Below are 26,559 nucleotides of genomic sequence, written 5' to 3' on the forward strand. Positions count from 1 at the left end.
GTATTTCTCCCCGTTCTACGGAGAGAAATGCCCGGCAGGGCAATGAGGGGCGGCGCCGACTTCGACAATTGGCGGGAGAAGCGCAGGAAACCGCCATTCGCAGGCCCGGCCTCACCTGAATATCAATAGACCGCCGACTGCGGCAGCACGAACGGCATATTGCCCGCCGGCAGCACGCCGACCCTGAGCCGGCAGTCGAACACTTTCTCGATCAGATCATCGCTCAGCACGTCCCGCGGCGATCCGGCGGCGGCCAGCCGGCCGCGATGCATGACGAAGATCCGCTCCGCATACATGGCCGTCAGATTGAGGTCATGCAGGATGGCGACCACGCCACCGCCCCTTCTGGCGAAGTCGCGGGCAATGTTCATGATGATCAGCTGGTGCTTGATGTCGAGGCTGGACACTGGCTCGTCGAGGAACAGAAAGCGCGGCTTGCCGTCGAGCACCGGCGCCCAGACCTGGCACAGCACGCGCGCCAACTGAACGCGCTGTTGCTCCCCGCCGGAAAGCTCCTGGTAGAAACGGCCGGCAAAGCCGTCGAGATCGACACGCGCCAGCGCCCGTTCCGGCAGCCGCGCATCCTCGCCCGGCAAGGCGCCCGAACGGCCGCCGACAAGACCAAGCTTGACCACTTCCCGCACGGTGAACGGGAACGACAGCGTCGTCGCCTGCGGCAGCACCGCGCGATGGACGGCTGCCTCGGCCGGCTTCATCGTCGAGAGATCTCGGCCGTTGAGGGCAACGCGGCCGGTATAGGCGAGCTCGCCGGAGAGCGCTTTGAGGAAGGTCGTCTTGCCCGAACCATTGGGGCCGACGACGGCGGCGATCTCGCCGGGCCGCGCGTGGAAATCGACACCACTGACGATAGGCTTGCCGGCGATATCAACCGAAACATCCTTTGCTTCGATCATCAAGCCTCACAAATCAACCACGCCGCGCTTGCGCAGCAGGATCCAAAGGAAGAACGGCGCGCCCGCTATCGCGGTGACGATGCCTATCGGCAGTTCGGCCGGCGCAACGATGGTGCGTGCGACCGCATCGGCCAGAAGCAGCAGCGAGGCGCCGAGCAGCGCCGACGCCGGCAGCAGATAGCGATTGTCCGGACCAATCAGCAGGCGCAGCAGATGCGGCACCACGATGCCGACGAAGCCGATGCCGCCGCTGACGGCGACGGATGCGCCGACCGCGGCGGAGACGCCGACGATGGCCGTGTATTTCAGCCGCTGCACCGGAATGCCGAGATGGCCGGCGGTCGCCTCGCCAAGCGCCAGCGCGTTGAGGCCGCGTGCCAGGAACGGCATCGCCGCCAGCGCCAGGACGATGATCGGCCCTACCGACGCGATCTTCGCCCAGGTCGCACCACCGAGCGATCCGAGTTGCCAGAAGGTCAGGTCGCGCAACTGGCGATCGTCGGCCATGAAGATAAGGATGCCGGTCAGCGCCATGGCGAGCGCCGCCAGCGCGATGCCGGCGAGCAGCATTGTGGCAACCGAGGTTTGCCCCCGCCGCGTCGCGACCTGATAGAGCATCAGCGTGGTGGCGAGCCCGCCACAGAAGGCCGCCAGCGGCAGGGCAAGCGTGCCGAGCAAGACTGTCACCGGAGCCAATATCGTCGCGCCGAGCACGATGACGGCAACCGCGCCGAGGCTGGAGCCGGCCGAGACGCCGATCAGGCCGGGGTCAGCCAGCGGATTGCGGAACAGCCCCTGCATGACCGCGCCGGAGACGGCGAGCGCCGCGCCGACCAGCATGCCGAGGATGACGCGCGGCAGGCGGATGTCATAGACGATCAGGCTGTCGCGGGCGCTCAACGCGGCGTCGTCAGGCACTGCGCCGAACAGCCGGCCCCCGATGACGTTGGCGACCGATGCGTCCGAAGCCCCCGATGTCAGCGACAGAAAAACGGCAGCCGCGAGCCCCAGGCACAGCAGAAGGATGACGATGCGGGCGCGGCCCGACCGGTCGCCTTCGGATACGCTTGCCATCACCGGGCCGGCGATCGATTGATCGACCATGATCTGCCTGCTCAGTCCGTGACCTGCCCGCCATAAAGCGAGACAGCGAGGTCGTGGATGGCATCAGCCGTGCGCGGCCCGAAGCCGAGCAGATAGGCGCCGTCGATGCGGATCAGCTTGTGCACCGTTCCGGCCGGCGTGGAGGCGATCGACGGATTGCCGAACAGTTCGTTGTCCGAAACCGTAGGCCCGGCATTGCTCATCATCAGGATCACGTCAGGCCTGGCGGTTATGATCGCCTCGTCGGACATCTGCTTGTAGCCGGAAAAGCCCTCGACCGCGTTGACGCCGCCGGCCAGCTTGACCATGCCGTCGGCGGCGGTCTCGCTGCCGGCCGCCAGAATCTTGCCACCCTGTATCGACAGCACGAACAGGATGCGCTTGCGCTCCTTGATCGAAGCCGTCTGCTTCTCGGCGGCCGTGAGCTTGGTATCGAGCTCCTTGGCCAGCACCTCGGCCTTGGCGTCGACGCCGAGCGCCTTGCCGACGATGCGGACCTTCTCGAGAATGCCTTCGTGGCTGTAGTGCTCGGGCACCTCGATGAACGGCACGCTCGTCTTCTTCAAGACATCGACTGCTTCCTTGGGGCCGCTGCCATGCAGCGCCAGGATGCCGGTCGGGTCGACCGACAGCACACCCTCCGGCGACAGCGCGCGCATATAGCCGACATCGGGCAGCTCAAGCGCCGCCTTTGGGAACCGGCTGGTGGAATCGCGTGCCACCAGATGCTTTTCCTGGCCGAGAGCATAGACGATCTCGGTGATCGAGCCGCCAATGGCCACGATCTTTGAAGGATCGGCAAACACGGCCGTGCCATCCGCGGCGCTGGCGGGTTGCAGTGCGATAGCAGCCATGGAGAGACCGATCACCGGCCCCAAAATAAATTCGCGCACAGCCGACAATCTTGGGAAAACACTCATAGCATTTTTTCTCAGGCTGCGGTCGGGCTTGGGATGCGCAGCAGGTTTTCCGCCAGGAAGCGCCAGTCGTCCCGCTCGCTTTCGCCTTCATGACGCTTGCCGAAGAACTGGATGATCATCTTGCCGTCGGCGTCATAGACCTCGAGCGAGGTGACATGACCGTCCTTGGTCGGCTTGCGCACGGCCCAGACCTCGTGGATGTGGTCGGTGCGCAGATGCAGGTGGAAGGTTTCGTCCAGCACGTTGATCCATGGTCCCATCGGCTTGATCGACTTGATCGGACCGGAATGGATCTGGATGCAGCCGCGGTTTCCCACAAAGCACATGATCGGCATCTCGCCCTCCGCGGCATGATGAAACATGGCCCGGACCGCCTCATTGTCGAGCTGCCAGGCATAGTCCTGCCCAACCAGGCGCACCGCCTGCCGGCGGCTTAGTTTCAGCGTCTTCAGCATACCAAAGAACTGGTGCACGTCGGTCAGCCGGCTCCAGCGGTCACGCAGATCGTCGAGATTGGCGGCCGCTTCGTCGCCATGGATCTCGTCATCGGGGAGTGGCCCCGAGATGTCGACCGTCGGTTCCTGGTTGGACGATTCGAGCGCGGCGACCAGCTTCTGATAGGCATAGAGGCTGGAGGCCGGCCGCAGATGCACCTTGTGCACGGCCTCGCCTGCCGCATCGAAGAACTGGAGACTGCGGCGGATTTCGTCGCCGTCGCGCTTCTCGACGGCAAAGCCGTGTGCCCAGACCTTCGGGAAGATGCGCAAGTCGATGTTTTCGCCAAGCACCATGGCATTGTGGGTGCCAGTGACGACCTTGTCATAGACGCCGATCTTCTCGTGCACCGCGCTTTCATTGCGGGTCAGCGCCATGACCTCGCCGACGGCCTCGAGGCCGGTCAGAAGATCGTTGACGCGCGGCTCGATGCGGACGACGCCGTCCCCGCAATGCGCCGCGACCAGTTCGGCTTCCGAAATGCCGAGATGGGCAGCCAGATCACGCTCGCGCGTCTTCGGATTGTCTGTCCGTGCCCGCCGGATTTCATGCGGGGCGGATTTTACGCGCTGATCCATATCTCGGTCCCTGTTGCCTTGTCTTACTTGTTGAGAATGAGCTTGCCCTGGCGGGTGATCTTCAGCCGGTAGAGTGCACCGTGATGCTCGATGCCTATCTCGTGCTCGCCCTGGAACAGGGTGTTGCTGGAAAGGGTTCGTACCGCCAGCGGAACCCGGTCGAAACGGGGGGAGGCATCGTCGGAACGGCGGACGCGATAGCGAAAATCGTTGGGATTGTGGGTGTTCATCTGGATGGATCCCTTTCCTGTGCCGGGCGTCTGGCTAGGCGTTGCGTAATCCGATTCATTTCTTGACTTGAATAATCATGTTTACTAGTCAGCGCAATACCGGATTAAATGAGTCAACATTTAAGACGCCAGCGACGATCAAAAATGCCAGCCAGCCCCGGGCCAGCCAGCATCAAACCTGGACTTTGGAGTTGGGGCATGGGGTTTGTGACTTGGGAATGGCGCGGCCGGTCGGCGGCGAACGGCGCGGCGGCATTGCTGGCAAGTGTGGCGGCGATTGCCTTATCGGCGCAACTGGCCAACGCCCAGCAGGCGGCGCAGCCGACAGATCAAACGAAGAAGGCTGAAGAGGAAAAGGCAGCACCAGCGGGAGCAACGCTGCTCGACAAGATCCTCGTCATCAGCCGCACCGGCGAGACGGCGATCGAATCGCTGGCATCGGCCAGCCATGTCGGCCAGGAACAGCTCGACCGCCGCATGGCGACGACGCCCAATGAGATGCTGCTCGGCGTGCCCGGTGTCGCGGCGCAGGCCGACGCCAGGCGCGTCAGCACCAGCATCAACATCCGCGGCCTGCAGGATTTCGGTCGCGTCGCAGTCATCGTCGACGGCGCACGACAGAATTTCCAGCGCTCCGACCACGGCACGCAGTCGACCTTCTACATCGACCCCGAACTCGTCAAATCCGTGGATGTTATCCGTGGTCCTGTAGCCAACACCTACGGCTCGGGCGCCATCGGCGGCGTCGTCTTCTTCGACACCAAGGATGCCGAGGATTTCCTCAAGCCTGACGAGACATGGGCCGGTTCCGTCACGGGACGCTATGAGAGCAACGGCAAGGGCTGGACCACAAGTGCATCCGGCGCCTACCGCATTAACGAGAATTGGGACGTGCTGGGCAACATCGTCTACCGCGACTATGACGACTACAAGGATGGCGGCGGCGACACCGTCAAGGGCACCGGCTTCGACGTGCTGAGCGGACTGCTCAAGACCAGCATACGCCCGACCGACAACAGCGAACTGAAGCTCGGCTGGGTCGGCTCAAGCGATGGCTGGAACGAGATCAGCGGCGGTGCGCCGGTCAATGACGTCGACCTGAAGTCGAACACCTTCACGGCGCGCTACAACATCACGGATGAGGACAAGAGCTGGCTCGATCTCCACATCAACACCTCCTACAACAAGACCAACCTCGATCTGACCAGCCTTGTCCCGCAAAACCGCTTTGATCCGGTCACCGGCCTTCCCGTTGTCTTGCCGGCTGGCTCGACGTCGACATTCGACATCGGCACGACCAGCATCGACCTCTGGAACACATCCAGATTCGAAACCGCGGGAATCGCGCACGAGCTGACATATGGCGGCGACTGGGCCGGCGACAATGTCAAGACAGGCGGCACCGCAGGCGGCGACAGCTTCTACACGCCTTCCGGAAAGCGCAACGTCTCCGGCGCCTATGTCCAGGACAAGCTCACCTGGCAGTGGCTCGAAGTCATTGCCGGGGTGCGTTACGACAATTACAGCCTCAAGGATGACACACACGAAACGTCGGGGGACCGGTTGTCGCCGCGCATCACCGTCGGCGTCTCGCCTTTCGACAGCGCCAGCCTTGCCGGCCTGCAATTCTACGGCACCTATGCTGAAGGATACCGGTCACCCTCCCTGTCGGAAACACTGATCAGCGGTCGCCATCCGGCGGGCGTCACCTTCCCGTTCCTGCCCAACCCCAATCTGCGGCCGGAGACTGGAAAGACCGTCGAATTCGGCATCAACTACAAGCAGAACGACATCCTCGAAGCCGGCGATGCGCTGCGCATCAAGGCAGCGTATTTCAACAATGATGTCGAAGATTACATCGATGGCGTTACCCTGTCGCGGTTTGACCCGGCAGCCGGTTGCCCGAGCGGACCCGGTATCCCGATATGCTTCCAGTACCAGAATTTTGCCAAGGCCAAGATCGACGGCTTCGAACTGGAGGGCGTCTATGATGCCGGATGGGGCTATGCCGGGCTCTCGGCTTCAATCACCAATGGTCACACCATTTCCTACAAGGGTGTGGAAGCGGATCTCGCCACGATCCCATCATCCCAGGTCACCGCGCAGCTCGGCTTGCGCTTCCTCGAGGACAAGCTGACCGTCGGCGGCGAAGTGCAATACAATGGCAAGCCCAAGGGCAATCCGATCGCCGAGGACTACACGCTGGTCAATGCCTTTGCCAGCTACCAGGCGACGGACAATTTGAAGATTGATTTCCGCGCCGACAATCTGTTCGATGTCAAATACGCCAACCCGCTCAACCTGACCACGGCCGGCCAGCCGCCGCAGCCGGTTTTCGCGGCCTACGAGCCCGGCATAACGCTGAAGCTGGCGGCAACGATGCGGTTTGGAGGCTGATTGCCATGACGAGCTTGACGACACCCCTTCGTCTGCTGACCTCGATGTTGGCGATGTCGCTTGCGATGGTTCCGGCGTGGGCGCAAGAGTCCGCGCCGGTCCCCGCGCTCACCCTGGAACTCAATGGTGCGCAACCTTCCGACAAGGGTTGCCGCCTGACGTTCGTGGTCAACAACAATCTCGGCGCCGACCTGTCCAAGGCTGCGTTCGAGATCGCCTTGTTCAACGAGGCAGGCGTCGTCGACCGGCTGACCGTGCTCGATTTCAAGGAATTGCCGGCGGGCAAAACCAAGGTGACGCGTTTCGATCTGGCCGGCACCGAGTGCTCGAAAGTCAGCCGCGTGCTGATCAACAGCGCGACCGAATGCACCGGTACCGGCGTCGAACCGAACGCCTGCATGCGAAAGCTGAAGACAGACACCAAGACCGGTATCGCCTTCGGCGTCTGAGGTGGGACTGCATCCCGCATTCCTGCAAAACAAAGCGGCGTGGCCAGATGCCGGCCACTGCCGACTGCCGCTGCGAGCGAACGATCTTGATTTGACAATTCTGCTCTTGTCGCTGCAGGTCTCGCGGCGAGACATGCAGGATATCAGCCCCCTCCCCGAAGCCGGCGCCGAGCTGGCGATAGAGCCAACCGAGCCGCTCGCGCTGCCGCGGCCGTCGGCCTGGAACCGCAAATGGACGGCGGCGATCGTCGTCTCCTGCGCGCTCCACGCCGCCGTGGCGGCGGCTTTTCTGATCTCGCCTTCGGGGATTTCGAGTTCCCAGAATGCCGAGCAGCCGGAAGGCAGTGATCAGTCGGGCACCAACGTGGTCGGCAGCGCGCTGGACAAGGACCCGACGGCAATAAACGTTGCACTGGTGCCCAGCCCGCAACCGGCCAAACCACAGCCGGCAACACCGCCCAAGCCGTCGCAGCCAACGGAGGCCTCCCAACCTGCCGAGGAAGCGGCAAAGCCGCCGCTCAAGTCTTTGCCGGAACCTGTCAAACCGCAGGCGGTCACCCCGGACATACTGGTGGCCGGCGCCCCTCGCCCCGATGATCAGAGCGTGGCTCCCAAGACCGAAGCGCCGGCACAGCCGACCGTTCAGCCCAGGAGCACCGAGACGCCTGTCGCCATTCCAGAACAGCCGCCGATCCCCAGCGCGAGGCCCAGTCCGCCAGCTGCCCCTTCAAAGACGGCGGATGAAAAGCGCGGCACGGCGGATGGCCAGGACCTGCTGGCGCAGGCAGCCAGCAAGGGTAAAAAACAAAAAGAGGCTGGCAGTGCAGCGGAAGACAGCTACCGCAGCGACGTCATCAGAAAGCTCAGCCGCGTCAATCGCGGCGTCCCGCCTTCGGTGCAATTGACCGCTCGCAACAATGCCGTTGTGACGTTCGTTATCGGCAGGCGTGGCGGCATTGACGAGCTGCGCATTCTGCAAAGCTCCGGATCGCCAAACTTCGATCAGGTCGTGCTCGGCATCGTGCGCAAGGCGGCACCCTTCCCACCCATTCCACCAAAGGTCGGCGACAGTCTTGTCTTCACCGGCGCAATCGGTCCGTTCTGAGGGCCTCTGTCGCGCCGTTCAAACCATCCGCAATCATCGTAGTTCGCCAACATTGAAAGGAACCCAATGTACATCGCCATGAACCGCTTCAAGGTGCAGACCGGCTCGGAGAACGATTTCGAAGCCGTGTGGAAGAACCGCGATTCCAGCCTTGCGGAGATGAAGGGGTTCCGCGAATTCCACCTGCTGCGAGGCCCGGTCAACGAGACCGAAGGCTACACGCTGTTTGCATCGCACACCGTGTGGGCGAGCCACGATGATTTCATCGCCTGGACCAAGTCCGAGAATTTCCGCGTCGCCCACAGAAATGTCGGCACGACGAAGGTCCACTATCTCGGCCACCCCCAGTTCGAGGGCTTTTCGGTCGTCGAAGGCGCGTAATGCATGTCGCCCAAAAGTGGTCCCGGTTTTGGGACAACGACATGCATAAAACAAAAGAGATAGAGACATTCACCGTTCCACGAAACGGTGAATGGCTCTAACGACCGGCCGGAGTCAGGCTCCGGCCAGCAAGCTCGCATTGCCGCCCGCGGCGGTGGTGTCGACGCAGACGGCCCGCTCATGTGCATAAGCCGCCGGGTTCAACACTTCGCTGACCAGCGGCACGATCGGGCCTGAGCGATCAGCGATAACCCTGCGCACGATGCGCGCGGCCTCTGGTGTGCCGGAAAAAGCAACGATATCGACGCGCAGCGAGCGTGCCTCGACCGGATCAGGCCGCCCGTCGATGGCGGCCAGCGGGAGGCCCTTGCCGGTCAGAGCGGAAAGGGCTGCCGGCGCGCCCGGCGCAACGGCCAGCACGGCGTTGCCGGCGGCGAGCGCCTGGATCGTCTGCGCCAGCAGCGTATCACCATCGGGACCAAGGCACAGCACCCGTCCACGTGGCGACAGCGAGAGCGTGTTGGCTTCGCCGGTCGGCCCGGGCAGGTCGACCTGGCCGAAATCGATGCCGGCGGCCGCACCAATGGCCGCAGCACCCTTGCCGCGCAGATGCTTCCTCAGAATGGCGATCCGGTCCGGACGCGTCGACCAGCCGCCAAGTGTGGGATCAGGCAGATTGTCGGCAAGCTCGGTCGCCGTGACCTTGTGGCCATCCTGCACATGCGTGCCGGCCTCCGGCCCCTTGCGGAAGCGGCGGAGATAGTGCGGACCGCCGGCCTTCGGCCCGGTGCCGGAAAGCCCCTCGCCGCCAAACGGCTGCGAACCGACGACGGCGCCGATCTGGTTGCGGTTGACATAGATGTTGCCGGCATGGATGCCATCGACGAAATGCTGCACGCGGCCCTCGATGCGGGTGTGCAGGCCGAAGGTCAGGCCATAACCCTTGCGGTTGATGGCGGCGATGACGGCGTCGATCTGGTCGGCGTCGAAACTGGCGACATGCAGCACCGGCCCGAACACCTCGCGCTCCATGTCCTCGATACCCTTGACCCGGAAGACATGCGGCGCGACGAAGCGACCTTCCCTGGGCGCCTCGAGCTTGGCGATCAGCCTGCCCTGCAGGCCCATCTTCGTGCAATACTCGCGGATCGAGCTTTGCGCCTCGTCGTCGATAACCGGGCCGACATCGGTCGAAATCCGCCAGGGATCGCCGACGTTGAGCGCCTCCATGGCGCCCTTCAGCATCTCCAGCATCTTCTTCTCGACGTCCTTCTGCACGTAGAGTACGCGCAGCGCCGAGCAGCGCTGGCCGGCACTCTGGAAGGCGGAGGCGAGGATATCGCGCACCGCCTGTTCGGGCAGCGCGGTGGAATCGACGATCATGGCGTTGAGGCCGCCGGTCTCGGCGATCAGCATGGCGTCGGGCGCGGCCGTCCCGGCCAGCTGCTTCTCGATCAGCTTGGCAACCTCGGTCGAACCTGTGAAGCAGACGCCAGCGATGCGCGGATCGGCGGTGAGCGGCCCGCCGACCGATGGGCCGTCGCCAGGGAGCAACTGGATGACGTCTTCCGGCACGCCGGCCTCGCGCAGCAGTTCGACGGCGCGGAAGGCGATCAGCGGCGTCTGCTCGGCCGGCTTGGCGATCACCGAATTGCCGGTGACGAGCGCTGCCGCGATCTGGCCGGTGAAGATGGCGAGCGGGAAATTCCACGGCGAAATGCAGACAATGGCGCCGCGCGCTTGCGTGCCCGCCTCCGCATTGGCCGCCTCAGTGGCGTAGTAGCGCAGGAAGTCGACGGCTTCACGCACCTCGGCGACGCCGTCGGCCAGCGATTTGCCGGCCTCGCGGGTGGCGAGTGCAAAGAACTCGACGGCATTCGCCTCATAGAGATCGGCGGCACGGTTGAGGATGGCGGCGCGCTCGGCGACGGGACGCTTCGCCCAGGCCGGTTGCGCTTCCACCGCAAAGCGCACGGCGGTCGCGACTTGCTTGGCAGCTGCTTCGCTGACCGTGCCGACCACTTCGGAAGGCTTTGCCGGGTTGACGATCGGACGCTGCTTGCCATAGCCGGCGGCCCGCGTAATCGGCTTGGCATGCCAGCGATCCGGCCCGGCGAAGGCCGCCCTGGCCTTGTCGATCGCCGCCAGCGTCACCGTGTCGGTGATGTCGAATCCTTTCGAATTGCGACGCCCGGCTCCAAAAATCTGGGAAGGCCGGGCAATCGCCGGATTGACTGCCGGACCCTGGCTTTCGACCGTCTCGAGCGGATCGCGCGCAATGTCCTCCGGCTCGACATCCTCATCGGTCAGCTGGTGCACGAAGGAGGAGTTGGCGCCGTTCTCCAGCAGCCGGCGCACCAGATAGGCCAGTAGATCGGAATGCGCTCCGACCGGTGCATAGATACGGCAGCGCGTGCCTTCGGACCGTCGCACCGTCTCGTGCAGCGCCTCACCCATGCCGTGCAGGCGCTGGAACTCGAAGGCGTCGCGATTGTCAGCCATCGACAGAATGGCGGCGACGGTATGGGCGTTGTGGGTGGCGAACTGCGGGTAGATGCGGTCGGTCATGCCAAGCAGCTTCTTGGCGCAAGCCATGTAGGAGACGTCGGTGTTGGCCTTGCGGGTGAAGACGGGATAGCCGGTGAGTCCCAACGTCTGCCCCCGCTTGATCTCGGTGTCCCAATAGGCGCCCTTGACCAGCCGAACCATGATTTTGCGGTCGTATTTCTTGGCCAGCGCATAGAGCCAGTCGATGGCGAAGGCCGCGCGTGGCCCATACGCCTGCACCACCACGCCAAACCCGTTCCAGCCGGCGAGCTCCGGCTCGGCCAGCACCCGCTCGATGACGTCGAGCGACAGATCGAGGCGGTCAGCCTCCTCGGCGTCGATGTTGAGACCCATGCGCGAGTGGCGCGCGGCCAGCGCCAGCGACAAGAGCCGCTCAGCCATCACAGGCAGCATCTCGTCCTTCTGCGCCACCTCGTAACGCGGATGCAGTGCCGAAAGCTTGACCGAGATGCCGTGGTTCTGCCTGATATCAGGACCGTTGGAGCCGGAATCGAGCGACGAAATCGCGTCGGCATAGGCCTTGTGATAGCGCAAGGCGTCGGCCTCGGTGCGGGCCGCCTCGCCCAGCATGTCGAAGGAATAGAGATAACCCTTTTGGGTCATCGGCCGGCCGCGCTTGACGGCTTCAGTGATGGTGCGGCCGAGCACGAACTGCTCGCCCATCTCGCGCATGGCGGCGGCCACCGCCTTGCGGATGACCGGCTCGCCCAGCCGCCGCACCATAGAACGCAGCGTGCCCTCGATGCCGCCCTCGCCTTCGTCGAGGACGCGGCCGGTCAGCATCAGCGCCCAGGTCGAGGCGTTGACGAAGATGGAGCTCGAACCGCCCGAATGCGCCGACCAGTCGTGCGGCGCGATCTTGTCGGCGATGAGGTCGTCCATCGTCTCGGTATCGGGCACGCGCAGCAGTGCCTCGGCCAGGCACATCAGCGCCACGCCTTCCTTGGTGGAGAGACCGTAAGCGGAGAGGAAGACTTCCATCAGCCTTGGATCCGACGAACCGCGCACCGCGCGCACCAGATCGGCGGCACGAGCCGAGATCGCCTTGCGGTCTTTCCCGGAGAGCCCCGTCGCCTCGGCAAGCCGCTTCACGGCCTCGTCTTCGTCGGGCAGGTAGTTGGCGCGGATCTGCTGGCGGATGGCATCGAGCGCTGGCATGGCGGTCCCGTGGATCGAGCAAAGGGGATCGGGCCGGCGGTCACCGGACCGAATGGCGCAAGCTAGCACAAGTGCAAAATTTCGGCCGGTCCAAAGAAATCGACACTGTAGGTCATTCGATCTATCCTAGCGGCATATAACTGACATTTGGACTGCGATTTCGATGACAGAAGACCAATTGGACCGCATAGATCGGAATATCCTGGCCGCACTTGCAAGCGATGGCCGGCTTTCCATGTCAGAACTAGCCGCGAAGGTCGGCCTGTCGAAGACGCCGGTGCAGGCGCGGGTGAAGCGGCTTGAGAAGGACGGCTATATCAGAGGCTACCAGGCGATCGTCGACCGCGAGCGCATGGGCGAAGGCCATGTCGCATTCGTCCAGGTGAAATTGTCCGACACCAGATCCGCCGCGCTCGACGCCTTCAACCGGTCCGTACAGGCTGTGCCGGAGATCGAACAGTGCCACATGATGGCATCGAGCTTCGATTATCTGCTGAAAGTCCGCACCAGGGACATCGCCGCCTACCGCCGCGTCCTCGGCGAGCGCATCTCGGCCCTGCCCCATGTCGCCCAGACCTCGACCTTTGTGGCGATGGAGACCGTGAAGGATCGGTAGATCACTCCGAAAGCGTCTTCAAGAACGCCACCAGAGCAGCGCGTTCTCGGTCTGAAAGCTCCAACGGGTGAACCTCTGATACCCCTTCGACGCTGGGCGCGGCCTTCGCATAATGCGCCACGACCTCGTCGAGCGACAAAAACTGCCCGGCATGCATATAGGGCGGTCGCGTTGCCGCTCCGCGCAGAGACGGCGTCTTGTAGGCGCGGATGAGTTGTGGCGCATTCTTGACCATGAAGCGCAGTTCGCCGCAGGCGGCAACGTCGCCGTCCCGATAGGCGCCAAGGCAGTTGAACGGGTCGGCCTCGACTTGGTGCACGGCATCGATGCGGCCGCGATCCGGCGGCAGGCCCGCAACAGGCGGCACGCCGGTGTTGTGAAAGCTGTTGTCGGTGAAGCGCGGGCCGTTGTGACAGGTCACGCAATTGGCCTTGCCGATGAACAGTTTAAGCCCAAGGACTTCTTGTTTGGAAAAGACAGCATCGCCCTTCGGCTCGGCACCGGTGGCGAGGTCCAGCGCAAAGCGGTCGAAGCGCGCGGGCATGGGCGCTATCGAGCGTTCGAAGGCGGCAATCGCCTTGCCGATATTGACGAAGACACCGTTGATGGCGTCGCGCTGCGCGCTGCTCATGGCATTCCAGGCTGCTTTCTCGGCATCGTTTCCAAGTGGGCTGGCATTCAACGGCATGCCGGAAAAATCGGGCAGCGGCCCAAAAATGCGCTCATAGCGCTCGCCGAAGCGCGCCTTGATGTAATGCGCGTAGGCAGCGCGGTTTCCCGCCTGCTCCAGCGGATTTTCGAGCGGCGTCAACGCTTGCGCCCACAGGCTGTCGCGACGGCCATCCCAGAAGAACCAGGGATCGTGCGCCACGCCGGCCAGCGGCATGGTGCGCCGGTTGGTGTGGCCGACGCCGACCGCCTGCGGCAGGTCGTCCTGGAACTGGCGGTCGATCTTGTGGCAGGTCGAACAGGATACCGACCCGTCACCGCTCATGCCCTGATCGAAGAACAGCGTCGAGCCGAGTGCGGCGGCGGCCGGCACGTCGGCAAAACGATTGGTGGTGTCGGCCTTGAGCGCCGGCAGCGACGACAGCGCCAGCGAAGCGATAGTCTTCTTTTCTGCGTCGGAAAAATCAGGCTTGCCGCAGCCCACGAGGACGACGGCGACCATCAGCGCCAGAAAGCGGAAAAGGCGCTTCATCGATCGCTCACAGCACCACGTTGAACAGTACGGTATCGGAGCCGGCGCCGGATGAGATGGCGAAACGAAGTTGCCACCAGCCGCTCATGGTGAATTTCAGCCCCTCGATGCGGTAACGGCCTTCGCCCAGGTAATCGGTGACCTGCGGGCTGGTCGGCAGGCCGTGATTGTGTTGCGGCATGCCGCCGGAGATGGCGATCGCGGCGCGCTCCACCGAAGCCCCTGTCTTTGTTTTCAGGGTCAGCAGCCAGGATTCCAGTTCGCCCTGCCGCACCACGCCCCGTTCCGGCACGAAACTCGCCACGTACAGCCCGTTGTCGGTTTTCTTCGTCCGCGCGACATCCGGGCCGGCTGGCAGCGACGAACGCGGCGCCGTCAGGAAGACGACCGCGAGAATGCCGACCAGCAAGGCAGCCAGACCAAGACCCGCCAGAAGATAACGCCATATCGATGCCAAACCGGTTCCTCTTCTGCAGACAACGCTCTGCCGAACGGATCGCATCCCGCCAGCCTGTGGGAAAACGCTGTGGCGGAAAAAAACCTGCTTGCCAAGCATGGCGCTGCCGATGGCAAAAAGCTACAGCACCGGGAAGCACTGGAGGATTGTAGATGGCGGGAACCGGCATCGCCTCGATCGGCGAATGCATGCTCGAACTGTCGGGCCAGACCGGACCGAACTGGCGCATGGGCTTTGCCGGCGACACGTTCAACACGCTGTGGGCGCTGCACGCGCTGAGCACTGAGCGGCCGGCAACCTATGTCTCGGCCTTCGGCGACGATCCGTTCTCGCAAGCCCAGATCGATTTCTTAGGCCAGAACGGCATCGGCATCGGCTCCAGCCCGATCATAGCGGGCGCACGGCCTGGCCTCTATGCCATCACGCTGACCGGGGCCGAGCGTTCCTTCACCTACTGGCGCGGCGACGCCGCCGCGCGGCAGCTCGCCTCAGACCCAGCTGCATTGTCGAAAAACCTGGTAAATCAGGCGCTTGTCTATTTTTCCGGAATCACTTTGGCAATTCTGGATGAGGCCGCGCGCGCCGTATTGCTGGCGGCCGTCGCCAAGGCGCGCTCGGCCGGTTCACTTGTCGCCTTCGATCCCAACTACCGGCCGCGGCTTTGGCGCAATCGCGAGAATGCACAGGCAGCGATCGTCGAAGCCCTTGCCGCCACCGACATCGCATTGCCGACTTTCCCCGACGAGCAGATGCTGTTTGGCGATGCAACACCGCAAGCGACCGCAAAGCGACTCAGGCAACTGGTTAGCGAGGTCGTCGTCAAGAACGGCGAGCAGCCCGCCCTGATTGCCCAAGGAGAAACACTACGCGAAGTCCCGGCGATCCATGTCGCCGCCCCCGCCGATACGACCGGCGCCGGCGATTCGTTCAACGGCGGCTATCTTGCGGCTCGTCTTGCCGGCCACGACCCGCAGGAAGCCGCGCGCCGTGCGCATCGTGTCGCCGCCGCCGTGGTGCAAGTGCGCGGCGCGCTGGCGCCGTTCGAGACGCTGCGGGCGGCTTTCGAAGGCTAAGGTCGGAAAAACTAGGGCAGGCGGAACCTGTATTCCGTGACGTGGTGGTAGATCGCGCCCGGCCACAGCGTTGCTTGCGGGAAATAAGGCCGGTTCGGCGCGTCCGGCCAAATCTGCGGCTCCAGGCAGAAGCCGCAAAAGGCCTTGTAGTTCCGCCCTTCCAGCCCGGTGCGCGGCGTCACATACTGGCCGGTATAGAGCTGGACGCCGGGCTCGGTGGTCCAGACCTCCATCTCGACACCGGAACTGGCGCCTTGCGTCCATGCCGCCTGCTTGAGCGGCCCGCGTGCCGAAGCAAGGCAGAAATTCTGGTCGTAGGGCAGTTGATCACCCTCGGTTTCCATGCGCAGCGGTCGCGCCTGGCGGAAATCGAATGGCGTGCCGTCAACCGGCTTGACCACGCCTGTGGGGATCATGTCGCCATCGACCGGCAGGTAGGCGCCGGCATTCAGCATCATCCTGTGGTCGAGAATGTCGCCTGCGCCGCCATCATCCAGGTTGAAATAGGAATGCTGGGTGAGATTGCACAGCGTCGGCTCCTCGCAGGTGGCGGTCAGCTCGACGCTGAGCGTGCCGGGGATCTTCAGCCGGTAGGTGCAGGTGACGTCGAGCGCGCCGGGAAAACCCATCGTGCCGTCGGGATCGTGCAGCGTCAGCGTGACGAAATCCCTGCCATGCAAGGAAACCGTCCACGGCCGGTGGGAGTAACCTTGCGAGCCGCCATGCAGCGTATGCTTGTCGAGGAAGTTTTGCTCGGTCTGGTAGCGGCTGCCGCCAATGGTGAAGCGGCCGTCGCGGATGCGGTTGGCATAGCGGCCGACGACCGCACCGAAGAAGGCCGTATCCGTCTCGTAGCCTTCCAGACTGTCGTAGCCGAGCACCAGCGGAGCATCGTGCCCGGTCAGGCGCAAATCCTGGATGATCGCGCCCAGACCGATGATGTTGGCTGTGATGCCGCCGCCCCTGATCGTGAAGCGACGCACCTGCTCGCCAGCCTGCGTCGTGCCGAAAACCTCGCCGTCCTTCATCGCCATGCCCGTAAATGCCAGTTGATCCAGAAGACTTCGGCTGGTTTTTCCATGAGAGATGGGCAGGCCATCGGCCTCCCCATCTCAGGGATAGCCTATCAGAGGCCGAGGCCGCCGATGCAGACATATTTGGTGTCGAGATAATCCTCGATGCCCTGATGCCCGCCTTCTTTGCCGAGGCCGGATTCCTTGACGCCGCCGAACGGCGCTTCCGGCGTGGTGATGAGGCCTTCATTGACCCCGACCATACCGTATTTCAGCCCTTCCATCACTCGGAAGGCGCGGCCGAGGTCACCGGTGTAGAAGTAGCAGGCAAGGCCGAATTCGGTGTCGTTGGCGAGGGCGACGGCTTCCTCTTCGGTCTCGAACTTGAACACCGGTGCGACCGGGCCAAAGATCTCTTCCTTCATGAAGCGCATCTTGGGTGTCGCGTTGGCGATGACCGTCGGCTGGAAGAACGAACCGCCGAGCGCATGGCGCTTGCCGCCGGCAACGATCTTGCCGCCCTTTGATGTGGCGTCGGCGATCAGTTCCTCGACCTTCTCGACCGCCTTCTCGTCGATCAGCGGTCCCTGCTGCACGCCGTCCTCGAGGCCGGAGCCGACCTTCAGCGCGTTGCTGGCGGCAGCGAGCTTCTCGACGAACTTGTCATAGACACCTGCCTGGACAAGGAAGCGGTTGGTGCAAACGCAGGTCTGGCCGGAATTGCGGTACTTGGCGGTGATGGCGCCGGCGACGGCACGCTCGAGGTCGGCGTCGTCGAAAACGATGAACGGCGCGTTGCCGCCGAGTTCCATCGACACCTTCTTGACGGTGACCGACGACTTCTGGATGAGAAGCTTGCCGACCTCGGTCGAGCCGGTGAAAGTGATCTTCGACACCAGCGGATTGGCGCAGATCTCGTCGCCGATCTCGCTGGCCGAACCGGTCAGGATGTTGACGACGCCCTTGGGGAAACCGACTTCCTCTGCGAGCGCGCCCCAGGCGAGACCCGAATACGGCGTCTGCGACGCAGGCTTGACCACGGCGGTGCAGCCGGCGGCGAGCGCCGGGCCGAGCTTGCGGGCCAGCATCGAGGACGGAAAATTCCACGGCGTGATGGCGGCGATGACGCCAACCGGCTCCTTGGTCACCAGGATGCGGCGGTCCGCCCATGGCGACGGCACGACGTCGCCATAGGTGCGGCGACCTTCCTCGGCGAACCACAATATGTAGGACGCGGCCGAGCCGATCTCCCCCTTCGATTCGAACAGCGACTTGCCCTGCTCGATGGTCAGCAGTTCGGCCAATACGTCCTGATTGTCCATCATCGCGTCGTGCAGCTTGCGCAGCAGCTTCGAGCGCTCGAGCGCGGTCGTCTTGCGCCAGGTCTTGAAAGCTTCCGCGGCGGCTTCGATGGCGCGGCGGGTCTCGGCCTTGCCCGACTTCGGCACGGTGCCGATCTTGAGACCGGTGGCAGGGTTGTTGACGTCGACCGTCTGGCCGCTGTCGGCCTGCACCCATTCGCCATTGATGAGATTGGCCTGCCGCATGAAATGGCTGGTTTTCTGAAGCATGCTATCCTCCGTTCGGCGCCCTGACGGGCGGGTCTGTGAAATCTTCGGTGCGCGTGCGCCATGGACTGAGGCCGGCACGCCGGAGCCACTGCTCTTTACCGAGGGCAAGGCACGCAAGCAATCGCAAGATGGCATATAGGGCTTGGGCCAGAGCGAGACGAGAGCAGGCTGACGTGCTTACACCGATGCCTTACCCGAAAACGTACAAGACAACAGTCAGCCAGAACGCGGTGGTGACGGCGGCGCAGGCCGTGGCGAGGGTCATCTGGTTCGACGCCAACGCCTGGCCGGTGTTGAACTGCACCGCGATCAGATAGGAATTGACGCCGGATGGCATCGCGGCCACCATCACCGCCACCTTGGCCGTCAAGGGCGGCATGCCGAGCAACCAGACGAAGACCAGCACCAGCGCCGGCATCAGGAACAGCTTCAGCACCGAAAGCGCCAACGCCGGCCGGACATTGCCCGATATGCCGAAACGGCGCAGGCTGAGCCCCATGGCGAACAGCGCCACTGGCCCGGCAGTGTCAGCCAGCGTATCGACCAGCCGCGTGGCAAGGTTCGGCACCGGCGCGCCGGTTAGGCGCCAGGCCAGCCCGGCCAGGATACCGATGATCAGGGGATTGGTGAACAGTCTTCTCAGAAAGCTCTGGACGATGCGCAGCGGGTGTACGGGCTCACTGCCACCGCGGCCAAATATCTCGAACATGATGATCGAAGCCATCATCATGGTCGGCAGATGCACGGAAACGAGCAGCGACAGCACTTCGAATCCCCTGGACCCGAATACGCCGAGAACGAAGGGAATGCCCAGCAGCACCACATTCGAGAAGGACGACGACACTCCACCGACGATGCCTGCGCGTGCGTCCCGCCCGAAGATCCGCGTCGTCACCAGATGGCCGGCAGCCCATGTCATTGCAACCGCCGTGAAGTAAGCGCCCCACAGCGGCCAAGGCGCCACGCCGTGGAAGTCGGACTTCACCATCGTCTGGAACAGCAGCAGCGGCATCGCCACGTTGATGGCAAATTCCGAAATCCCCTCGCCGCTCGCCGGCTTCAGATAGCCGGTGAGCCCGGCGAGGTAGCCGAGCGCGACAAGGCTGAAGACGAAAAGAACGGTTTCGGTGAGCGGAGACATTTTTACCGTGAGGGGCGGGTTCCCCGTGATAGGCGAGCCAGGACCGCGACGCAATCGCGCCTGAATTTGATCATCGTCGGCTGGCAGCGTTATAGAGGGCTTGGATCATCAGGGCGGACACGAACGACAAATGGCCTTTGTCCGACTCTCGAACCTCAGTCTTTTGCAGCGGGCATGGCTGACGGCTTTCGTCGCCGCACTGCTTTGTCTTGCCGCGATCGCGCTTGCAGTTGCCGAGACGAAAAGCGACGCGCGCAGCGTCACCGATCGAGGCCGCATCCACGGCGACGCTGAAGGTATTCACCAGGGAAGCCTTCCGATGCAATGGCCTTCGCGCAGAACAATCTCGGGGATGTCAGCTGGAATCGGGCCAGCTATGGCGGCGGCAAGGCCGAATATCAAAAGGCGATCGGATTCTTCGAGAACGCCAAGCAGCGCTTTACCGAAGCCGGCTACACCAGCCATCCCTCTCACCGACCAGAAGGTCGATCTGGTGAAGAAGCAGATGGCGAAGAAGTAGGTCTACGCTTCTCGCCGACCGCGCCTTGTCTTTCGGCCGGCTTTACCGTCCCTATATGTCCTGCCACCGGAACCCCTTGCCGGGAACCGCAGAAGGATAGCGGATGATTCGATTTGCCTTGGCGTTGTTCCTGCTTGTTGTTCCCGGCGTGGCGCACGCCACGGACGCAGGCTGGGCGCTGCTGCGCGATGGCGGACACGTCGTGCTGCTGCGCCATGCCATGGTCACCGGCACCACCGATCCGGCCAATTTCGACATCGACAGCTGCGCCACCCAGATGAACCTGTCGGCGCGCGGCAAGCAGCAGGCGAGCAAGATCGGCGCTCTGTTTGCCGCTCGGGCGGCACCGATCGAGCGCGTGCTGTCCAGCCGCTATTGCCGCTGCCTCGACACCGCCCGCATCGCCTTCGAGGCCGACCCGGAACTCTTTGCACCGCTCGATCTCCTGAAAGGCGACGAGACGCAGAAGGCCGCGCAGATCGCTGCGATCCTGAAGGAAATCCGCGCCTATTCCGGCTCCGACAATCTGGTCATGGTCACCCATCTGGAAGACATCGTGGCACTGACCGGCATCTCACCGCGCGAAGGTGAGGCCGTCGTCGTCGAGCCGCAAGACGATGGCCTGCGCGTGCTCGGCCGCGTCACCTTCTGAGCGTGCTGCGCGATCGCTGACGCCGAAAGCGGTGTTGCTGAAATGCCACCGTTGAAAGAAGCCGCAAATTCGCCGTGACAATGCCGCTTGCGACAACCCGTCGCAGGGGCTATAGGCGCGCTCCCGGTCACGAGAACCGAAGCGAGCACAACGGTTGGAGCTTTCGTCTCCGCCCGTGCAGGCGGCATTGCCGCCCTGTATACGGCGCCGCTTTGGGGATTGGGATCGCGGATGTAGCTCAACTGGGAGAGCGCCGGACATAATCCGGAGGTTGTGGGTTCGAGTCCCTTCATCTGCACCACGGATAGCTCAGTTTGGTTAGAGCATCAGATTGTTAATCTGACTGTCGAAGGTTCGATTCCTTCTCCATTGGCCTTGAAAAGCCATCCGAAAAACGGTCCGGGGACTGGAATGCGAAAGACTGGACGGGTGACCCAAGCCTTCGGGCGCGGATCATCTCAAGCGTCTTTCGCCATCGGCTCGCGGCCAGGCCCGCGGTGACGATCAAGGCGCGGTGTCGCCGGCAAGGGAGGCTAAGGCCTCCTGCGCCCGCTTCGCTGCCCCGCGATCCGCTCCCGAAGGCCCGCCACGGCTCGATGCCACCAGTCCCCGGATCATTCGTGCCCGGGCTACGACGCAAGAGACGACGTGAAACGAGAAACGAAGGGAAGATCGACGCATGACGTGACGCCTCGCATGGGGCCATGCCCGACAGGAGTAAGACAATGACCATTCTCGACAAGGTTCTTGGACGCGAGCGCGTCCTCGTAAAGGAAAACGAACGTGCCCTCGCCCTCCACAAGGGGGAGATCAAGGCTGTCCTGCTGCCGGGCGAGCACTGGCTCGCCAACCGGCGCGGCAGCCTCGAAGTGTCTCGGCACGATCTGAAGAACCCGGAATTCGTTTCGGCATACGAGAAGGCGTTGTTCGACAAGCTTCCGGATGTGGCCGCGCGTCATTTCACCGTCGTTCGCACCGGGCGCACGGATGTCGCCGTCATCGAGCGTGACGGCAATCTGCACGCCGTGCTGGCACCGGACCGCAAGCTCGTGCTGTGGACGGATGCCGGCCCGTGGAAGGTGACGCTGATCGACACGTCAGTCGATCTCGCCATCGATGCGGCGATCATGCGCCGGCTCGGCCAGGCCCGGAAGGCGGAATTGATGTCCGTCCATCCGGTCGTCGATGGTCAGGCCGGACTGCTGTTCATCGACGGTGTCCTGGTCAGGACGCTGACGGCGGGCGTGCATGGCTTCTGGAACGTCGGACGCATGGTGCAGATCAAGGTCGTCGACCTCAAGCGCCAGTCGCTCGACGTTGCCGGGCAGGAAGTGCTGACCAAGGATCGCGTGACGATCCGCGTCAACATCGCAGCCGAATACCGGGTCGTCGATCCGGTCAAGGCGGTCAGCATGGTGAAGGACTTCTCCGAAGCCCTCTACCGCGCCCTGCAATATGCCTTCCGCAAGACGCTTGGCGCGCTGACACTCGATCAGATCCTCGAAAAGAAGGTGACGGTCGATGAGGAAGCGGCAGCCAAGGTCCGCGCCGACATGGCCGAGATCGGCGTGGAGGTCAGCGATATCGCGCTCAAGGATGTCATCCTGCCGGGCGAGATGCGCGAGATCCTCAACCAGGTGGTGTCGGCCGAAAAGCAGGCCGAGGCCAACATCATCCGTCGCCGCGAGGAGACGAACGCGACCCGTTCCCTCCTCAACACGGCCAGGGTGATGGCGGAAAACCCGGTGATGCTGCGGCTGAAGGAGCTCGAGGCGCTGGAAACCATCGCCGGCAAGGTCGAGCGGCTGACCGTCCACAACGGAACGGGCGGGCTGCTGAACGATCTGGTCAAGCTTCGCGACAGCTGATGCATGTCGCCAAAAGTGTTCCGCTTTTGGAAAAACGACACGCATCGAAATAAGGCTGACGTTGCGTCAACAGAAGGGCCGCCGGGTAAACCGGCGGCCCTTCTTGCGTTTCGAAGGAAACCTACCCATCTGCGCCCGGCGTATCAGGCCTTTTCCTGCCGGAAAAAACCGATTAGACAGCGCCCAAACAAGATGCGGACAGATTCCGCCCGCAACCGAAGGAAAAGCCCTTGTCCACCACGTTCGACAAAGTCGCCAAGATCATTGCCGACACCAGCGAGATCGATATCGACACCATCACGCCCGAGAGCCACACGATTGACGATCTCGGCATAGACAGCCTCGATTTTCTCGACATCGTCTTTGCCATCGACAAGGAATTCGGCATCAAGGTCCCGCTGGAAAAGTGGACCCAGGAGGTCAATGACGGCAAGGCTTCGACCGACGATTACTTCGTCATGAAGAACCTGTGCGCCAAGATCGACGCGCTGGTCGCCGCCAAGACTGCCTGACGTCAGTTAAGCGCACGATCTTGACGCGCTCTGCCGCCTGACCCACAAAGCCGCACATGAGCAGCCCCCGCGACGTCGTCATATCAGGTATCGGCCTTGTCTCCTCGCTGGGGGAAGGTCCTGACGCCCACTGGCAGAAGCTCGCGCAACCGGGCCCGCAGCCGGTGCTCGAAGCGACGCGCTTTGCACCCTATACTGTCCATCCGCTGCCTGAGATCGACTGGAACCTGCAGATCGCCAAGCGTGGCGATCAGCGCCAGATGGAAACCTGGCAGAGGCTCGGCACCTATGCTGCCGGCCTTGCACTGGACGACGCCGGCATCAAGGGCGATGACGAACTCTGCGCGACCATGGACATGGTTGTGGCCGCGGGCGGTGGCGAGCGCGACGAGGCGGTCGATGCCGCCATTCTCGCCGCTTCGGAAAGCCGCAATGACCGCGATGTACTGCTCAACGAGAAATTGACCACCGAATTGCGCCCGACACTGTTTCTGGCCCAATTGTCCAACCTGCTCGCCGGCAACATATCCATCGTCCACAAGGTCACCGGTTCGTCCAGAACCTTCATGGGCGAGGAAGGTGCCGGTGTCGCCGCGGTTGAAACGGCCGCCGCACGCATCCGCTCGGGCCAGTCGACGCATATCCTGGTCGGCGGTGCCTTCCAGACCGAACATCCCGATATGCTGCTCGGCTATGAACTCGCCGGCTATCTGCATCGCGGCCCATGGAAGCCGGTTTGGCAAAGACAGGGCACTGAGGGCGGTGGCGTCGTGACCGGCTCCGGCGGCGCCTTCCTGGTGCTGGAGCAGCGCGAACACGCGATGAGCCGCGGCCGCAAGATCTATGCAGAACTTGGACCGGTCGTCTCCGGCCGCGCCCGGCGGCCACGGGGAGAACTCGACGCCGAGATCGCCGCGCTGCTCAAGCAGGCTGCATTGCCGAACGGCAAATTGCTGACCCTGTCGGGCGCATCGGGGGCGCATGCGGCGACAACAGCCGAGAAGGCAGCGCTCGATGCCAATCCGGCGATCGCCGCGCGTGGCTTCTCGACGCTGACCGGGCACATGAAGGAAGCACAGTTTCCTTTCGCTGTGGCACTGGCCGCACTCGCTGTCGACCGCAAGGCCGCCTATCCTGTTTTTGATGCCGCAGCCGAGACGCCGTTCGAAGGCGTTCCCCAATCCGTCCTTGCAACGGCGATCGGCTATCACCAATTCGAGGGCATGGCGCTGGTCAATGCCGCGTAACGCGGCTCCACGATCCATGCTGCAACGATAAGAGGGCTCCCGGATGGCCAATCTCAGAGATCACATGGGCAGGCCGATCGTCGCCGTCACCGGCATCGGCGTGGTGACCTCGCTTGGCGTCGGCAAATCAGACAATTGGGCGGCACTGACCTCCGGCAAGTCGGGCATTCACCCGATCACCCGCTTTCCCATCGATCAATTGAACACCCGCATCTCCGGCATGGTCGATTTCCTGCCGTCGAGCTCGAAAGGCGCCAGCCCACTCACCTATGAGCTAGCCGAGCTTGCGGGCTTAGAAGCGGTGAGCGAAGCCGGTCTTGATTCCAGCGATTTCGGCGGACCGCTCTTCCTCGCATCGCCGCCAGTCGAACTCGACTGGGCCGAGCGCTTCTCGCTCTACAATTCTGACAAGGACAAGGATGACACCGCCGCCGAAAGACTGCTTCGGGTCGCGCGTAGCTTGAAAGAGCTGGATATTTTCGAGACCACCCAGTTCGGTTCGATCGCCGGCCGCCTTGCCGATCGCCTTGGCACGCGTGGTCTGCCGATCACGCTGTCGACGGCTTGCGCTTCAGGCGCCACCGCGATTCAGCTCGGTGTCGAGGCGATCCGACGCGGCGAATGCGACCGTGCGCTGTCGATCGGCGCGGACGGTTCCGCGACCGCCGAGGCATTGATCCGTTTCTCATTGCTTTCGGCGCTCTCCACGCACAACGACATCCCCGAAAAGGCGTCGAAACCCTTCTCCAGGGATCGCGACGGCTTCGTGTTGGCCGAGGGATCCGGGGCGCTGGTGTTGGAATCGCTTGAGACGGCATTGGCTCGCGGCGCGACTATTCTCGGCGTCCTGGGCGGTTGCGGCGAGAAGGCCGACGACTTCCACCGCACCCGCTCCAAACCGGACGCTTCACCGGCCATCGCCGCGGTCCGCGCCGCCCTCGTCGATGCCGGACTGGGTGAAGACGAGATCGACTACGTCAATGCCCACGGCACCTCGACGCCCGAAAACGACAAGATGGAGCATCTGGCGCTGTCGACGGTGTTCGGCGAGCGGATCGGCTCTATGCCGGTCTCGTCGAACAAATCGATGATCGGTCACACGCTGTCGGCGGCGGGCGCTGTCGAGGCGGCTTTCTCGCTGATGACGATGCGCGAAAGCGTCATTCCGCCGACCATCAACTATGACAATCCCGACCCCGCGATCGTGCTCGACGTGGTGCCGAACAAGAAGCGCAACGCCGAGGTCCGCACCGTTCTGTCGAGCTCCTTCGGCTTCGGCGGCCAGAACACTTGCCTTGTCATGGCGCGGGAACCGGTCTAAGCGACCTTTTTCAGCCAGACTGAACCGACAGGCCCCATGCGCGCATTGCAACTTATAGAGGACCGCCGTCTTGAGACGGTGGACCTGCCGCCTCCTCCACCGCCGGCACTCGGCGAAGTCACGCTGCGCATCAAGGCAGTAGCGCTGAACCATATCGACGTCTGGGGCTGGCGCGGCATGGCCTTCGCCAAGCGCAAGCTGCCGCTGGTCGTCGGCGCGGAGGCATCCGGCGAGGTCGAGGCGGTTGGCCCCGGCGTTTCCAGCCTGCTGCCCGGACAATTGGTGTCGATCTATGGCGCGCGCACCTGCGGCCTCTGCCGAGCCTGCCGCGAAGGCCGCGACAACCTCTGCGAACATGTTTCGGGCGTTCACGGCTTCCATCTCGACGGCTTCGCGCAGGAGAAGATCAACCTGCCGGCCCGCCTGCTGGTCCCTGCCCCGCCCGGCGTGACCGACATCGGCGCGGCGGTGGCGCCCGTCACCTTCGGCACCGTCGAGCACATGCTGTTCGACAACGCCAGGCTTCAACCCGGCGAAACCATCCTTATCCATGCCGGCGGATCCGGCATCGGCTCGGCGGCCATCCAGCTGGCCAAGCGGATGGGCTGCACGATCATCACTACGGTCGGTTCCAACGACAAGATCGACAAGGCCAAGGCGCTCGGCGCCGACCATGTCATCAACTACCGCGACGACCGTTTCGAGGGCGTCGTGCGCAAGCTGACCAAGAAGAAGGGCGTCGACGTCGTCTTTGAACATGTCGGCGCCGACACATTCGCCGCCTCGATGCTGTGCCTGAAGCGTGGCGGCCGCCTGGTGACCTGCGGTTCGACCTCCGGCGTGTCGACGCAGATCAATTTGATGCAGCTGTTCCAGCAGCAATTGAAACTGCTTGGCTCCTTTGGCTGCCGCATGGAAAACATGGCCAACGCCATGCAGAAAATGGCGGCGGGACAAGTCGCACCCGTCATCGACACCGAAGTCGGCTTCGACGGTATCGACGCCGCGCTGAAGCGCATGGAAGGCCGCGACGTTTTCGGCAAGATCATCCTGCGCGTCGGCTAGAGC

25 protein-coding genes and 2 tRNA genes are annotated in these 26,559 nt (G+C 63.5%); 15 read left to right on the forward strand and 12 right to left on the reverse strand.

The window, feature by feature from the left end; genetic code table 11:
• Nucleotides 1-122: 122 nt before the first annotated feature.
• From A4R29_RS16235 to hemP, 5 genes are read right to left on the reverse strand one after another with little or no spacing between them, the layout of a single operon-like run.
• Nucleotides 123-914 (reverse strand): heme ABC transporter ATP-binding protein, encoded by a 792-nt coding sequence (locus tag A4R29_RS16235; RefSeq protein ID WP_024503815.1) that lies wholly within the window; start codon nucleotides 912-914, stop codon nucleotides 123-125.
• 6 nt (nucleotides 915-920) lie between these two features.
• Entirely contained in the window at nucleotides 921-2,018 is a 1,098-nt protein-coding gene (locus tag A4R29_RS16240; protein WP_063172340.1) for a FecCD family ABC transporter permease, read from the reverse strand.
• A gap of 11 nt (nucleotides 2,019-2,029) precedes the next feature.
• Nucleotides 2,030-2,938: a heme/hemin ABC transporter substrate-binding protein gene (locus tag A4R29_RS16245; RefSeq protein WP_063172341.1), complete on the reverse strand. Its 909-nt coding sequence runs from the start codon at nucleotides 2,936-2,938 to the stop codon at nucleotides 2,030-2,032.
• 11 nt (nucleotides 2,939-2,949) lie between these two features.
• On the reverse strand, nucleotides 2,950-4,011 hold the full coding sequence (locus tag A4R29_RS16250; protein ID WP_063172342.1) for a hemin-degrading factor: 1,062 nt from the start codon (nucleotides 4,009-4,011) through the stop codon (nucleotides 2,950-2,952).
• A 23-nt stretch (nucleotides 4,012-4,034) separates the two neighbouring features.
• Entirely contained in the window at nucleotides 4,035-4,241 is a 207-nt protein-coding gene (gene hemP / locus A4R29_RS16255; protein ID WP_063172343.1) for a hemin uptake protein HemP, read from the reverse strand.
• A 198-nt stretch (nucleotides 4,242-4,439) separates the two neighbouring features.
• Between hemP and A4R29_RS16260 the strand changes: the two genes are divergently transcribed.
• The 4 genes from A4R29_RS16260 to hmuQ all read left to right on the forward strand — a co-directional run bounded on the left by A4R29_RS16260 (nucleotide 4,440) and on the right by hmuQ (nucleotide 8,573).
• On the forward strand, nucleotides 4,440-6,638 hold the full coding sequence (locus A4R29_RS16260) for a TonB-dependent hemoglobin/transferrin/lactoferrin family receptor (protein WP_082827423.1): 2,199 nt from the start codon (nucleotides 4,440-4,442) through the stop codon (nucleotides 6,636-6,638).
• A gap of 5 nt (nucleotides 6,639-6,643) precedes the next feature.
• A complete protein-coding gene (locus A4R29_RS16265) occupies nucleotides 6,644-7,087 on the forward strand; it encodes a hypothetical protein (RefSeq protein WP_063172345.1) in 444 nt (147 codons plus the stop codon).
• A gap of 91 nt (nucleotides 7,088-7,178) precedes the next feature.
• A complete protein-coding gene (locus tag A4R29_RS16270) occupies nucleotides 7,179-8,192 on the forward strand; it encodes an energy transducer TonB family protein (protein WP_338039660.1) in 1,014 nt (337 codons plus the stop codon).
• A 66-nt stretch (nucleotides 8,193-8,258) separates the two neighbouring features.
• Nucleotides 8,259-8,573 carry a heme-degrading protein HmuQ gene (hmuQ, locus tag A4R29_RS16275; protein ID WP_063172346.1) on the forward strand — a complete coding sequence of 105 codons (315 nt, stop codon included), beginning with the start codon at nucleotides 8,259-8,261 and terminating at the stop codon, nucleotides 8,571-8,573.
• A gap of 114 nt (nucleotides 8,574-8,687) precedes the next feature.
• Here hmuQ and putA read toward each other — a convergent pair whose 3' ends face one another.
• Nucleotides 8,688-12,299 carry a bifunctional proline dehydrogenase/L-glutamate gamma-semialdehyde dehydrogenase PutA gene (putA, locus tag A4R29_RS16280; RefSeq protein WP_063172347.1) on the reverse strand — a complete coding sequence of 1,204 codons (3,612 nt, stop codon included), beginning with the start codon at nucleotides 12,297-12,299 and terminating at the stop codon, nucleotides 8,688-8,690.
• A gap of 163 nt (nucleotides 12,300-12,462) precedes the next feature.
• Here putA and A4R29_RS16285 point away from each other — a divergent pair, with 163 nt between their 5' ends.
• Nucleotides 12,463-12,915: an Lrp/AsnC family transcriptional regulator gene (locus A4R29_RS16285; protein ID WP_013531233.1), complete on the forward strand. Its 453-nt coding sequence runs from the start codon at nucleotides 12,463-12,465 to the stop codon at nucleotides 12,913-12,915.
• 1 nt (nucleotide 12,916) lies between these two features.
• Here the strand turns inward: A4R29_RS16285 and A4R29_RS16290 are convergent, their stop codons facing one another.
• Complete coding sequence (locus tag A4R29_RS16290; RefSeq protein ID WP_063172348.1) at nucleotides 12,917-14,116, reverse strand: cytochrome-c peroxidase; 1,200 nt, start codon at nucleotides 14,114-14,116, stop codon at nucleotides 12,917-12,919.
• 7 nt (nucleotides 14,117-14,123) lie between these two features.
• Nucleotides 14,124-14,573, reverse strand: a complete 450-nt coding sequence (locus tag A4R29_RS16295; protein WP_024503807.1) for a FixH family protein — start codon at nucleotides 14,571-14,573, stop codon at nucleotides 14,124-14,126.
• 152 nt (nucleotides 14,574-14,725) lie between these two features.
• Here A4R29_RS16295 and A4R29_RS16300 point away from each other — a divergent pair, with 152 nt between their 5' ends.
• Entirely contained in the window at nucleotides 14,726-15,646 is a 921-nt protein-coding gene (locus tag A4R29_RS16300; protein WP_063172349.1) for a sugar kinase, read from the forward strand.
• A gap of 11 nt (nucleotides 15,647-15,657) precedes the next feature.
• Here the strand turns inward: A4R29_RS16300 and A4R29_RS16305 are convergent, their stop codons facing one another.
• The 4 genes from A4R29_RS16305 to A4R29_RS34655 all read right to left on the reverse strand — a co-directional run bounded on the left by A4R29_RS16305 (nucleotide 15,658) and on the right by A4R29_RS34655 (nucleotide 19,675).
• The gene (locus tag A4R29_RS16305; protein WP_063168174.1) at nucleotides 15,658-16,680 is read right to left on the reverse strand and encodes an aldose epimerase family protein; all 1,023 of its coding nucleotides are present in this window, start codon (nucleotides 16,678-16,680) and stop codon (nucleotides 15,658-15,660) included.
• Nucleotides 16,681-16,772: 92 nt separating this feature from the next.
• Nucleotides 16,773-18,230, reverse strand: a complete 1,458-nt coding sequence (locus tag A4R29_RS16310; protein WP_013531228.1) for an NAD-dependent succinate-semialdehyde dehydrogenase — start codon at nucleotides 18,228-18,230, stop codon at nucleotides 16,773-16,775.
• 190 nt (nucleotides 18,231-18,420) lie between these two features.
• Nucleotides 18,421-19,371, reverse strand: coding sequence for an AEC family transporter (locus tag A4R29_RS16315; protein WP_063172350.1), 951 nt, complete (start codon nucleotides 19,369-19,371; stop codon nucleotides 18,421-18,423).
• 70 nt (nucleotides 19,372-19,441) lie between these two features.
• A complete protein-coding gene (locus A4R29_RS34655; protein ID WP_063172351.1) occupies nucleotides 19,442-19,675 on the reverse strand; it encodes a hypothetical protein in 234 nt (77 codons plus the stop codon).
• Between the two features lie 20 nt (nucleotides 19,676-19,695).
• On the opposite strand from A4R29_RS34655, the gene A4R29_RS35065 reads away from it, so the two are divergent.
• From A4R29_RS35065 to A4R29_RS16360, 9 genes are all read left to right on the forward strand, one after another.
• Nucleotides 19,696-19,998, forward strand: coding sequence for a hypothetical protein (locus tag A4R29_RS35065; protein ID WP_244506832.1), 303 nt, complete (start codon nucleotides 19,696-19,698; stop codon nucleotides 19,996-19,998).
• A complete protein-coding gene (locus tag A4R29_RS16325; RefSeq protein WP_063172352.1) occupies nucleotides 19,995-20,543 on the forward strand; it encodes a histidine phosphatase family protein in 549 nt (182 codons plus the stop codon). Before A4R29_RS35065 ends, A4R29_RS16325 begins: the two co-directional genes overlap by 4 nt.
• Before the next feature lie 227 nt (nucleotides 20,544-20,770).
• Nucleotides 20,771-20,844 (forward strand) — tRNA-Tyr (locus tag A4R29_RS16330).
• 2 nt (nucleotides 20,845-20,846) lie between these two features.
• Nucleotides 20,847-20,916, forward strand: a tRNA-Asn gene (locus A4R29_RS16335).
• 352 nt (nucleotides 20,917-21,268) lie between these two features.
• On the forward strand, nucleotides 21,269-22,411 hold the full coding sequence (locus A4R29_RS16340) for a slipin family protein (protein ID WP_063172353.1): 1,143 nt from the start codon (nucleotides 21,269-21,271) through the stop codon (nucleotides 22,409-22,411).
• Nucleotides 22,412-22,641: 230 nt separating this feature from the next.
• Nucleotides 22,642-22,923, forward strand: coding sequence for an acyl carrier protein (locus A4R29_RS16345; RefSeq protein WP_010909964.1), 282 nt, complete (start codon nucleotides 22,642-22,644; stop codon nucleotides 22,921-22,923).
• 56 nt (nucleotides 22,924-22,979) lie between these two features.
• The gene (locus A4R29_RS16350) at nucleotides 22,980-24,170 is read left to right on the forward strand and encodes a beta-ketoacyl-ACP synthase (protein WP_063172354.1); all 1,191 of its coding nucleotides are present in this window, start codon (nucleotides 22,980-22,982) and stop codon (nucleotides 24,168-24,170) included.
• A gap of 43 nt (nucleotides 24,171-24,213) precedes the next feature.
• On the forward strand, nucleotides 24,214-25,491 hold the full coding sequence (locus tag A4R29_RS16355; RefSeq protein ID WP_013531223.1) for a beta-ketoacyl-ACP synthase: 1,278 nt from the start codon (nucleotides 24,214-24,216) through the stop codon (nucleotides 25,489-25,491).
• A 36-nt stretch (nucleotides 25,492-25,527) separates the two neighbouring features.
• Nucleotides 25,528-26,556 carry a zinc-binding dehydrogenase gene (locus tag A4R29_RS16360; protein ID WP_013531222.1) on the forward strand — a complete coding sequence of 343 codons (1,029 nt, stop codon included), beginning with the start codon at nucleotides 25,528-25,530 and terminating at the stop codon, nucleotides 26,554-26,556.
• Nucleotides 26,557-26,559: the final 3 nt, after the last annotated feature.

Source organism: Mesorhizobium ciceri biovar biserrulae, from assembly GCF_001618845.1.
In the GTDB taxonomy this organism is placed as follows: domain Bacteria; phylum Pseudomonadota; class Alphaproteobacteria; order Rhizobiales; family Rhizobiaceae; genus Mesorhizobium; species Mesorhizobium ciceri.

Coding starts and splice junctions, on each gene's coding strand:
- hemP (WP_063172343.1), bottom strand. CDS start 4,241: ATGAACACCCACAATCCCAACGATTTTCGCTATCGCGTCCGCCGTTCC.
- A4R29_RS16300 (WP_063172349.1), top strand. CDS start 14,726: ATGGCGGGAACCGGCATCGCCTCGATCGGCGAATGCATGCTCGAACTG.
- A4R29_RS16305 (WP_063168174.1), bottom strand. CDS start 16,680: ATGGCGATGAAGGACGGCGAGGTTTTCGGCACGACGCAGGCTGGCGAG.
- A4R29_RS16265 (WP_063172345.1), top strand. CDS start 6,644: ATGACGAGCTTGACGACACCCCTTCGTCTGCTGACCTCGATGTTGGCG.
- A4R29_RS16260 (WP_082827423.1), top strand. CDS start 4,440: ATGGGGTTTGTGACTTGGGAATGGCGCGGCCGGTCGGCGGCGAACGGC.
- hmuQ (WP_063172346.1), top strand. CDS start 8,259: ATGTACATCGCCATGAACCGCTTCAAGGTGCAGACCGGCTCGGAGAAC.
- A4R29_RS16250 (WP_063172342.1), bottom strand. CDS start 4,011: ATGGATCAGCGCGTAAAATCCGCCCCGCATGAAATCCGGCGGGCACGG.
- A4R29_RS16360 (WP_013531222.1), top strand. CDS start 25,528: ATGCGCGCATTGCAACTTATAGAGGACCGCCGTCTTGAGACGGTGGAC.
- A4R29_RS16310 (WP_013531228.1), bottom strand. CDS start 18,230: ATGCTTCAGAAAACCAGCCATTTCATGCGGCAGGCCAATCTCATCAAT.
- A4R29_RS16340 (WP_063172353.1), top strand. CDS start 21,269: ATGACCATTCTCGACAAGGTTCTTGGACGCGAGCGCGTCCTCGTAAAG.
- A4R29_RS16325 (WP_063172352.1), top strand. CDS start 19,995: ATGATTCGATTTGCCTTGGCGTTGTTCCTGCTTGTTGTTCCCGGCGTG.
- A4R29_RS16290 (WP_063172348.1), bottom strand. CDS start 14,116: ATGAAGCGCCTTTTCCGCTTTCTGGCGCTGATGGTCGCCGTCGTCCTC.
- A4R29_RS16355 (WP_013531223.1), top strand. CDS start 24,214: ATGGCCAATCTCAGAGATCACATGGGCAGGCCGATCGTCGCCGTCACC.
- putA (WP_063172347.1), bottom strand. CDS start 12,299: ATGCCAGCGCTCGATGCCATCCGCCAGCAGATCCGCGCCAACTACCTG.
- A4R29_RS16350 (WP_063172354.1), top strand. CDS start 22,980: ATGAGCAGCCCCCGCGACGTCGTCATATCAGGTATCGGCCTTGTCTCC.
- A4R29_RS16285 (WP_013531233.1), top strand. CDS start 12,463: ATGACAGAAGACCAATTGGACCGCATAGATCGGAATATCCTGGCCGCA.
- A4R29_RS16315 (WP_063172350.1), bottom strand. CDS start 19,371: ATGTCTCCGCTCACCGAAACCGTTCTTTTCGTCTTCAGCCTTGTCGCG.
- A4R29_RS16240 (WP_063172340.1), bottom strand. CDS start 2,018: ATGGTCGATCAATCGATCGCCGGCCCGGTGATGGCAAGCGTATCCGAA.
- A4R29_RS16245 (WP_063172341.1), bottom strand. CDS start 2,938: ATGAGTGTTTTCCCAAGATTGTCGGCTGTGCGCGAATTTATTTTGGGG.
- A4R29_RS16235 (WP_024503815.1), bottom strand. CDS start 914: ATGATCGAAGCAAAGGATGTTTCGGTTGATATCGCCGGCAAGCCTATC.
- A4R29_RS35065 (WP_244506832.1), top strand. CDS start 19,696: ATGGCCTTCGCGCAGAACAATCTCGGGGATGTCAGCTGGAATCGGGCC.